8 protein-coding genes are annotated in these 8,190 nt (G+C 60.8%); 7 read left to right on the top strand and 1 reads right to left on the bottom strand.

Annotated features, from left to right (window positions below):
* The 4 genes from RKP46_RS00080 to RKP46_RS00065 form a co-directional block, all read left to right on the top strand.
* Nucleotides 1-1,203 (top strand): cation:proton antiporter (locus tag RKP46_RS00080; protein ID WP_311104734.1); only part of this gene is annotated, 1,203 nt, incomplete at its 5' end.
* Entirely contained in the window at nt 1,200-2,327 is a 1,128-nt protein-coding gene (locus RKP46_RS00075; RefSeq protein ID WP_311104733.1) for a YbdK family carboxylate-amine ligase, read from the top strand. The genes RKP46_RS00080 and RKP46_RS00075, both read left to right, overlap by 4 nt.
* 14 nt (nt 2,328-2,341) lie before the next feature.
* Nucleotides 2,342-3,583 (top strand): hypothetical protein, encoded by a 1,242-nt coding sequence (locus tag RKP46_RS00070; protein ID WP_311104732.1) that lies wholly within the window; start codon nt 2,342-2,344, stop codon nt 3,581-3,583.
* Nucleotides 3,584-3,604: 21 nt separating this feature from the next.
* Nucleotides 3,605-5,176 (top strand): inorganic phosphate transporter, encoded by a 1,572-nt coding sequence (locus RKP46_RS00065; RefSeq protein WP_311104731.1) that lies wholly within the window; start codon nt 3,605-3,607, stop codon nt 5,174-5,176.
* 1 nt (nt 5,177) lies between these two features.
* On the opposite strand, the gene RKP46_RS00060 is transcribed toward RKP46_RS00065, so the two are convergent.
* Nucleotides 5,178-6,455: a chloride channel protein gene (locus tag RKP46_RS00060; protein ID WP_311104738.1), complete on the bottom strand. Its 1,278-nt coding sequence runs from the start codon at nt 6,453-6,455 to the stop codon at nt 5,178-5,180.
* Between the two features lie 324 nt (nt 6,456-6,779).
* Here RKP46_RS00060 and RKP46_RS00055 point away from each other — a divergent pair, with 324 nt between their 5' ends.
* The 3 genes from RKP46_RS00055 (at nt 6,780) to RKP46_RS00045 (ending at nt 8,074) form a co-directional block, all read left to right on the top strand.
* Nucleotides 6,780-7,292, top strand: coding sequence for a MarR family winged helix-turn-helix transcriptional regulator (locus RKP46_RS00055; protein ID WP_311104730.1), 513 nt, complete (start codon nt 6,780-6,782; stop codon nt 7,290-7,292).
* Nucleotides 7,293-7,418: 126 nt separating this feature from the next.
* The gene (locus tag RKP46_RS00050; protein WP_311104729.1) at nt 7,419-7,634 is read left to right on the top strand and encodes a hypothetical protein; all 216 of its coding nucleotides are present in this window, start codon (nt 7,419-7,421) and stop codon (nt 7,632-7,634) included.
* A complete protein-coding gene (locus RKP46_RS00045) occupies nt 7,631-8,074 on the top strand; it encodes a cytochrome c (RefSeq protein ID WP_311104728.1) in 444 nt (147 codons plus the stop codon). The genes RKP46_RS00050 and RKP46_RS00045 overlap by 4 nt, the downstream gene beginning before the upstream one ends.
* Nucleotides 8,075-8,190 lie beyond the last annotated feature (116 nt).

Here is an 8,190-nt window from a genome sequence, read left to right as displayed (position 1 = left end):
CCATTCCCCGATCAGATCGACACCTTGGCACTCTTCAGCCTGTTGCTTGTCGTCGGCCTGCTCGCCGGCGAGTGGCTGCGGGCGCGGCTCGGCTGGCCGAAGATGGTGGGCTACGTCCTCGCAGGCATCGTGTTCGGCCCGTCAGCGCTCAACTGGATCAGCGCCGAATCCTTGGCGCACGCCCGTCCGATTGCCGACGCAGCGCTTGGCCTTCTGCTGATGGAGGCCGGGCGGCGACTGGATCTCAGATGGCTGATCGGCAATCATCGCCTGCTGCGCGCCACGGCCGCAGATGTCGCCCTCTCGTTCGTTGCCGTTCTGCTTTTTGCCTGGGGCATCGTCGGTCTCGGCGCCAGCTGGGCCGCCGCCACGGCCGCGGTCACAATGGCATCGGCACCTGCCGTGGTTCTCCTGACGGTGGAAGAATCTGCAGCACAAGGGCAAGTCACGGAGCGCATCATCCTGCACACGGCCATCGCCACGGCAGCTTCGTTTGTTCTCTTCACCTTCGTTCTGGGCATTGTCCACGCCGAACTGAGCGACGACTGGGCCAATGCCGTCATTCACCCGCTCTGGGTTGCGGTCGGCGCAACGGCCATTGCGTGGACCATTTCGCGCTTTGCGCTCGCGGTCGCCGGACGACTCCCCAAGCGCTCTCTCGCACAGGTCTTTGTGCTCGTCGCGATGGCACTGCTTGCGGTTGGGATTGCACGGATGATGGCCGTTCCGGTCTTTCTTACGCTGTTCATCATGGGTGCCTTGCTGGCGCTGAACGACCGGCGCCAGACGCTGGCCTATACGGCTCTGCCTGAGGCGCACTGGCTGCTGGCAATCATCCTCTTCGTCATTGTCGGCGCCTCGCTGCCCTGGTGGGAATTCTCCTGGATGACGGCCCTGCAGGCCATCGGGCTCCTGATTGTGCGCGCAGGGGCCAAGCTGGCGGCCGTTCATTTCACTGCGACAGACCTTCCTGTAGCAAAGCGCTTCTGGATTGGCGTCGGTATCCAGCCCCTGTCAGCCACTGCAGTTTTCATGGCCTATGAGATTTCAAGCCTCTATCCCGAGGTGGGTCGCACTTCGTTGCTGCTGCCGTTGTTTGCGGCAGCAATCATGGAGATCTCCGGGCCAGTACTTTGCCGCCTGGCGCTGGCACGGTCGGGAGAAGCGCATGACATCGGCGGTCGCAAGGGAGGCATCGCATGACGGCTGCAGCAATCGGTGAATTCACGAAGAGCCAACCACTCACGCTGGGCGTCGAGCTGGAGCTTCAACTGCTTTCCCGTCGTGACTATGACCTGACCCGGGGCGCGACTGACCTGATGCAGACGCTGCGCTACGACGAACGCTTTGGTGAAATCAAGCTGGAAATCACCGAAAGCATGATCGAGGTCAGTACCCTGCCGCAGCAGACCGTCACGGGGATTGCCTCGGATCTCGAAGGCCTGCGGGAAACGCTCGTCGCCCACTGCAAACACAACAATATCGCGCTTGCTGGCGGTGGTACGCACGCGTTCCACCATTGGCCGGAAAGACGACTTTGCCCAGGTGAGCGATTCGACGCGATCTATCAGCGCTACGGCTATCTTGCAAAGCAGTTCACCGTTTTCGGCCAACACATTCACGTCGGCGTTTCCAATGCCGACGACGCCATCTGGCTGACACAGGCCCTCGGCGAGTACGTGCCGGCGTTCATTGCGCTCTCCGCGTCGTCGCCTTTCATTGACGGAGAAGACACGCTCTTCCAGTCAGCCCGTCTCAACGCTGTTTCCGCATTCCCCCTGAGCGGGCAATGTCCACCGCTGGACAACTGGGCGGCCTTCATCTCCCATTTCAGACTGCTCCAGGACTGCGGCATCGCGCATAGCATCAAGGACCTCTACTGGGACATTCGGCCCAAGCCCGAATATGGCACGGTCGAGATCCGTGTTTGCGACACGCCGCTCTCGATCGAGCGAGCCACGGCGCTCGCCGCATTGGCGCAGTCACTCTGCCGCTACCTGTTGCGGGAGCGCCCGACCTTCGATGCCGAAGGTCTTCGCCATGTCGCCCGCTACAACAAGTTTCAGGCGTGCCGGTTCGGCATCGACGGGCAGCGTTCGGAACCCGCGGCGCGGCGTCAACGGCCGTTGCGCGAGCATATCGAGGAGTTGCTGGACCGCCTTCAGGAGGACGCCACGGCCCTCGGCTGTGAAAGCTGGCTGGCACGTCTATATCCGGCGACGAGCGATGCCGACTGGCTGCGCACCCAACTGGCTGCAACCGGCAACCTTCATGATGCGGTCCGTACTGCTTCAGAGCTACTGATGTTCCCAGGAGGCACGGCATGATCCGACGACTCTTGATGGCAGCGACAATTGCCGCTGCGCCCTTCGCGCAAGGCAGCACCACGGAACGCTGCCAGATCGAAAAGCTTACGCCTGGTCAGGAGAAGAAATTGGGCCGATGGATCGAGCAGGATAACTGGCTCTCCCCCGGCTATCTGCGCGCGGCGCAGATCCACGCACCAACGTTCATGCCGAGCATTCGGATCACGCCGCCCGCTGTCTCCGGCAACCGGGGTGCGAAGCCTGCTTTGATCGATCTTGCCAAGGTCGAGACGCTCGATCCAACCGATGAGCAGCGGCGCAGCCTCCACTTCATCCTTTCGCACCGGATCGATGCCGATGCCATGGTTGCCATGCGTAATGGCAAGATCATCGCCGAATATTTCCGGGATGGAACGGATCCCGGCCAGCCCCGCATGCTGCTTTCCGGGGGGCGGCCAATACTCTCATTGCTGGCTGCAGTCGCAATCTCGCAAGGCCATCTTGCCATCGACAAGGCGGTCGGCCGTGCGCTGCCGGGAGGTACCGAGACACCATCCTTGCGCAAGCTGTCCGTTCGTCGCCTGCTCGACGGCGAGGCCCATTTTGCTTTTAACGACGCGCAGCTCGCGCAGTGGCGGGATATTTCCGGCTGGCGCGGGACAGCTGCAGGCAACCTGCACAAGTGGCTGGCTTCGCCGGAGCTTTGGGAGGCGGCGACGGCCAGCGAATCGCCGCCACCACCGCTGGGCCGACCGGAAGATGACTTGTTGGCATGGGTCGTCGCCGAAAGTCAGAAGGACTCCCTATCCAGTCTCTTGTGCGACAACCTGCTGGCCCCCATGCGCGCAGAGCATCCCGCACTCTGGCTGACCGATGGCTCGGGCAACGAACTGGCAGCAGGCCTCGCACTAGCACCAAGGGACCTGGCCCTTGTTGGCCAGTTCCTGCTCGACAATCGATTGGCCAACAAGCGCGGAGCCATCCCCGAGTGGCTGATGGCCGCACTCAGCGCAACAGCGACGCACCGAACGGATCCTGCGCTATCGGGATTCCCCGGTGGCAGCGAGCTTCGTTATGGCTTTGTGCGCTTGGGTGGCAAGAGCAGCCGGATCGCGCTGCTCGGCCCTTACGGCACCAGCCTGCTGGTCGATTTCGACCGACGAACCGTCGTCGCACTGTTTGCCACACACGCATCGCCGGCGAGCCCATTGCTCTTCGCGACGCTGGAACAGCTCTGGCAAGCAATTGCCAAGTCCTCCACACGCAAATCCCCGTAACTGCCGCGGAAAGCGTTCCACATGCAACTCACTGACATCGACGATATTGAAAAGGCAACAAAGCGCGGTCGACGCGAAACCCTGCGCCTCGGCATCGGGCTGCTATTCGTTGTAGCAATCATGCTCTATACCGGACTGACACAGAACGTCTCCGGAGAACACGGGGTCATGATCGTCGTCGCTGCGATGATCGGTGGCTATATGGCAATGAATATCGGGGCCAATGACGTCGCGAACAATGTCGGCCCGGCCGTTGGATCACGCGCCATCTCGATGGCCGGTGCGGTTGTGCTGGCCGCCGTATTCGAAATGGCGGGCGCATTGATTGCCGGTGGCGATGTCGTCAACACCATCCAGAAGGGAATCATCAATCCTGCAATCGTCGGCGACACGGAGCGATTCATCTGGCTCATGACGGCCGCCCTGCTCGCCGGCGCATTGTGGCTCAACGTGGCAACGGCCTTCGGAGCACCCGTATCAACCACGCATTCCATCATCGGCGCCGTGCTTGGCGCAGGCATTACCGCTGGCGGCATGCAGGCCGCGAACTGGGCCACGCTGAGCGGCATTGCCGCCAGCTGGGTCATCTCCCCCGTCCTCGGCGGCGTCATCGCTGCAGGGTTTCTCTACTGGATCAAGCGCTCGATCACCTATCAGGACGACATGGTCGATGCTGCCCGCCGCGTGGTTCCGCTCCTAATCAGCCTGATGGCATTCGCGTTCTCGACCTACCTGGTCCTCAAGGGGCTGGGAAAAATCTGGAAGGTCAGCCTGGTCACCGCCGTCGTTATCGGCATAGTTGCCGGCAGTGCCGTGCACCTTCTGATGCGAAAACGGATGGCCCTCCGCGTAACGTCGCTCGAAAACACGAAGGACAGTATCAACACACTATTCACGATCCCGTTGATCTGTTCGGCGGCCCTCCTCAGCTTCGCCCACGGCGCCAATGATGTCGCCAATGCTGTCGGCCCGCTTGCCGCGATCTCGGCAGCCGTCAATACAGGCGCCGTCAGCGCGAAGGCCAGCATTCCGCTCTGGGTCATGCTCGTGGGTGCCAGCGGCATTGCCATCGGATTGCTGCTCTATGGCCCAAAACTGATCCGTACGGTCGGCAGCGAGATTACGGAACTCGACCAGATGCGCGCCTTCTGCATTGCGATGTCTGCCGCCGTCACGGTCATCGTGGCGTCACAGCTCGGCCTTCCCGTCAGTTCCACGCATATCGCCGTCGGCGGCGTGTTCGGCGTCGGTTTCCTGCGTGAATTCCTCAAATCCAGCTACTCGCAGATGATCGAGGAAATCAAACTCCATCATGCAGGAGAAGACAAGGCGGTCGTCGAGGATTTTCTGGATCGCTTCGAGGCGGCGGGCATTGCAGAAAAGAACGCCATGCTGGTGAGGCTTAAAGCCCATACAGAGAATGCCCAGCTCTCAAAGGCCGAACGCAAGCAGATTCGCAAGGTCTATCGGCATGAGCTGGTCAAGCGCTCGACACTCCTCCGGATCGCGGCGGCATGGCTCGTGACCGTGCCGGTTTCGGCGGCCATCGGCGCGGCACTTTATTACCTTATCTTCGGCATCGCCCACGCGTAAATCAACCACTTCTCCGCGGAGAATCCTGCCGCAACCAGGCAAGTGCTAGCTGTTGGTAGAGCTCCGGCGAGATGCGCGCACTGACCGCTTTCGCAATCAGGGAAATCGCCATCAGGCTGATCACCATTTCATGGCCATCGACCATTTCCATGACGATGATGGCCGCCGTAATCGGGGACTGCGTCACTGCGGCCAGAAACCCCGCCATGCACAAAGCGATCAACGGCACGTTGCTACTGGCGCCAAGCAGATGGGCCAAATCCGAACCGATGCCGGCGCCAACCGCCAGCGAAGGAGCGAAGATTCCTCCGGGAATTCCGGAGTAATAGCTGACAAGCGTCGCCAGAAAGCGCGTCACCGGTGCATGCCATGGGGTATCTGCCGTACCGGCTACGACCTGCGCCGTTACGACATAGCCTGAACCATAGGAAAACCCGCCTCCCACGAATCCGATCACGGCCACAAGCAGGCCACATACCCCGGCAAACAGAATCGGATTGCGTGCCCGCCACTGCCAGAGCGACTGGCCCGGATGGCGCATCGGCCAGAGCAGCAGTTTGCTGAATACGCCGCCCAGTACGCCGCACACGACACCACTGACAATGATTGGCAGAATGATTCCAGCATCCACGGCCTCGACCGAGAGGGTCCCGAAATAGTTGTAATTGCCCACCAAGGCAATCGAGACCAGTCCGGCCAGAATGATCGTACTGAGCAGGATCCCACTCGTACGCGTTTCAAGGCGACGGCCCAATTCTTCGATCGCAAACACGATTCCCGCCAAAGGCGTATTAAACGCCGCCGCGACACCTGCCGCACCACCGGCAATCAACAGGTCCTGGGCCCGCAACGCCCGGCGATGCGGAAGCCAACGCTGTGCTGCATGCATGATGGAGGCTGCCACCTGGACAGAAGGCCCCTCACGCCCGACCGAATAACCGCCGACCAGCGCAAAGGTGCCGAGCAAAATCTTGCCCGCGGCGATTCGGAGAGAAACCAGTGGCCCCACCGGATTCCCGCGCGCAGACAACCTCGCCGCCGCAATGACTTGAGGGATACCACTGCCTTGTGCGCCGTCGAAATAGCGACGCGTCAGCCAAACGGCCGCCATGCCAACAACGGGGGTCAGCAAAAACGGCAGCCACGGGCGATTCTCAGAGGCGACGTGAAAAATTTCGAGCGCAAGATCAGCAAGTTTCGCAAAAGCGACTACTGCCAGTCCTGCCGCGAGCGCAGCGCCCCAGAGCACAATTCGCGTCCGCCAACGCACCCGGCTCATGCGGCGGCGAATGACCCCCCTGGCGCCGGCTGCGCCAGCGACGATATAGGGGCGCCCCCCAAGAACGTACTTCAGCAGACGTTTCCCCATATCTGTCACAAAAAGACTTTGCACATATCTGCGCACCACCCGCATCAAGGCGCGCACCAGATCAGACGTGTAGACACGGCCAATGGGGGCGCTCTCTGGAAATCCGTTCGTTTCGTGCCAAAATTGAAGCTTGTTCCCCGGGAGCGGGGCCGCACCAACGATCGCCCATGATACATTGCCTAGCAATGTACATGGGCGGCATCTATGGATTAATTGCGTAGGAAACCCGTTGTTATGCCGAGCCAGAATTCCAGCCATCAGAACGCGACAGCGCTCGAAGTGCTCCAGCAGTTTCGGATCATCTACGGTTCGATGCGCCAGTATTTCAAGGATGTCGAGGAACGCTGCGGCCTGCCCGGCTCGCACACATGGGTCCTGCAGGAGGTTGAACGCAACCCTGGCATTGGCGTAAGCGAACTCGCCAAGCGCATGGGAATTCACCAATCCACCTCCAGCCTCCTCGTGGAAAAACTTGTAGAGCTCAACTATCTAAAAAAGAGTCGTCTCAAGGCCGACATGCGGCGCGTGGGTCTAGAGCTGCGGCCACTGGGAAAAAAGGCGCTGGCCGCCCTGCCCGGCCCCGCCGAAGGGATCCTTCCGGAAGCCCTTTCACTACTCCCGGAGGTTGTGCTAAAAACATTGAACATAAATCTTTCAGAACTGATCGAACACCTTCAGAAGAAAGACGACGCCTACGCGAAAATACCGCTCGCTGACATCCTCTCGCCCCCTGTTGGCAAGGATTGACGCTGGCAGACACCGGGGGCGCCAGGGCGCGCCCCCGATACTTTCAACCCCATTTTCAATGTGTGCGTCAGAACGACGCCATCGAATCAACAGGAGCGTACGAACATGGCAGGAGAGCAAAGCGGGATGTTCAGCTTTGGATCAATGACACTTCTGGTCGGAGGGCTTGCCCTTTTTGGCCTTCTCTTCTGGGGATGGATGACAGGGCAGCCACTCCCGCTGCTGCCGGCCCTGCTCGTCGCGGCAGTCAACATCGTTGGTGCCGTTAGGCTCGTCCAGGAGACCAAGGCCAAGCAGGCTGCCGCCGCCGAGGCCGCAGCGAAGAAACGCCAAGCAAAATGACTCGTCGCCTCAGTGTTGTCGCAGCGGCGTCTTCTGTCGCACTCCTGTCACTGACCACATTCGGCTGCGGAGAAAAGCAACGGGGGGATCCCTACGCGTTGATGGAAGGCGAAAGCGTTTACCGAGCCGAGTGCGCGAGTTGCCATGGTGCAAAGCGAGAGGGGCAACCTGACTGGCGGACCCGCCGCCCGGATGGGAAATTACCGGCGCCGCCACATGATGAATCCGGCCACACCTGGCACCACCCGAAAGAGCAGCTCATCTCGATCATCAAGTTCGGCATGGTGCCGCCCAACGCGCCGCAAGGCTATCCCTCGGACATGCCGGCGTTTGCCGGAAAGCTCACGGATCGCCAAATTGAGAATGTTCTGGCCTGGATCGAGAGCCAGTGGCCTGCCGAAGTCATGACACGGCGCGCAGAAATGCTTCAGCGACGTTAGCAATCGGTATTGCAACAGATTTCCCAAACTTTCGGGAAGGTCAAATGGTGAACGGCAAGTACTCAGCGCAATGCTGACACAGATGGACGATCGATGAAGGTCTCCTTAGGCCGAGG

This window comes from Accumulibacter sp., assembly GCF_031732815.1.
Lineage (GTDB): Bacteria > Pseudomonadota > Gammaproteobacteria > Burkholderiales > Rhodocyclaceae > Accumulibacter.
The sequence above is the reverse complement of the archived record's forward strand: the minus strand, read 5'-3'. Positions and strand labels throughout refer to the sequence as shown.

Bases quoted from the DNA above. Each gene is read 5' to 3' on its own strand.
- RKP46_RS00075 (WP_311104733.1), top strand. From the start codon at position 1,200: ATGACGGCTGCAGCAATCGGTGAATTCACGAAGAGCCAACCACTCACG.
- RKP46_RS00070 (WP_311104732.1), top strand. From the start codon at position 2,342: ATGGCAGCGACAATTGCCGCTGCGCCCTTCGCGCAAGGCAGCACCACG.
- RKP46_RS00065 (WP_311104731.1), top strand. From the start codon at position 3,605: ATGCAACTCACTGACATCGACGATATTGAAAAGGCAACAAAGCGCGGT.
- RKP46_RS00060 (WP_311104738.1), bottom strand. From the start codon at position 6,455: ATGAGCCGGGTGCGTTGGCGGACGCGAATTGTGCTCTGGGGCGCTGCG.
- RKP46_RS00055 (WP_311104730.1), top strand. From the start codon at position 6,780: ATGCCGAGCCAGAATTCCAGCCATCAGAACGCGACAGCGCTCGAAGTG.
- RKP46_RS00050 (WP_311104729.1), top strand. From the start codon at position 7,419: ATGTTCAGCTTTGGATCAATGACACTTCTGGTCGGAGGGCTTGCCCTT.
- RKP46_RS00045 (WP_311104728.1), top strand. From the start codon at position 7,631: ATGACTCGTCGCCTCAGTGTTGTCGCAGCGGCGTCTTCTGTCGCACTC.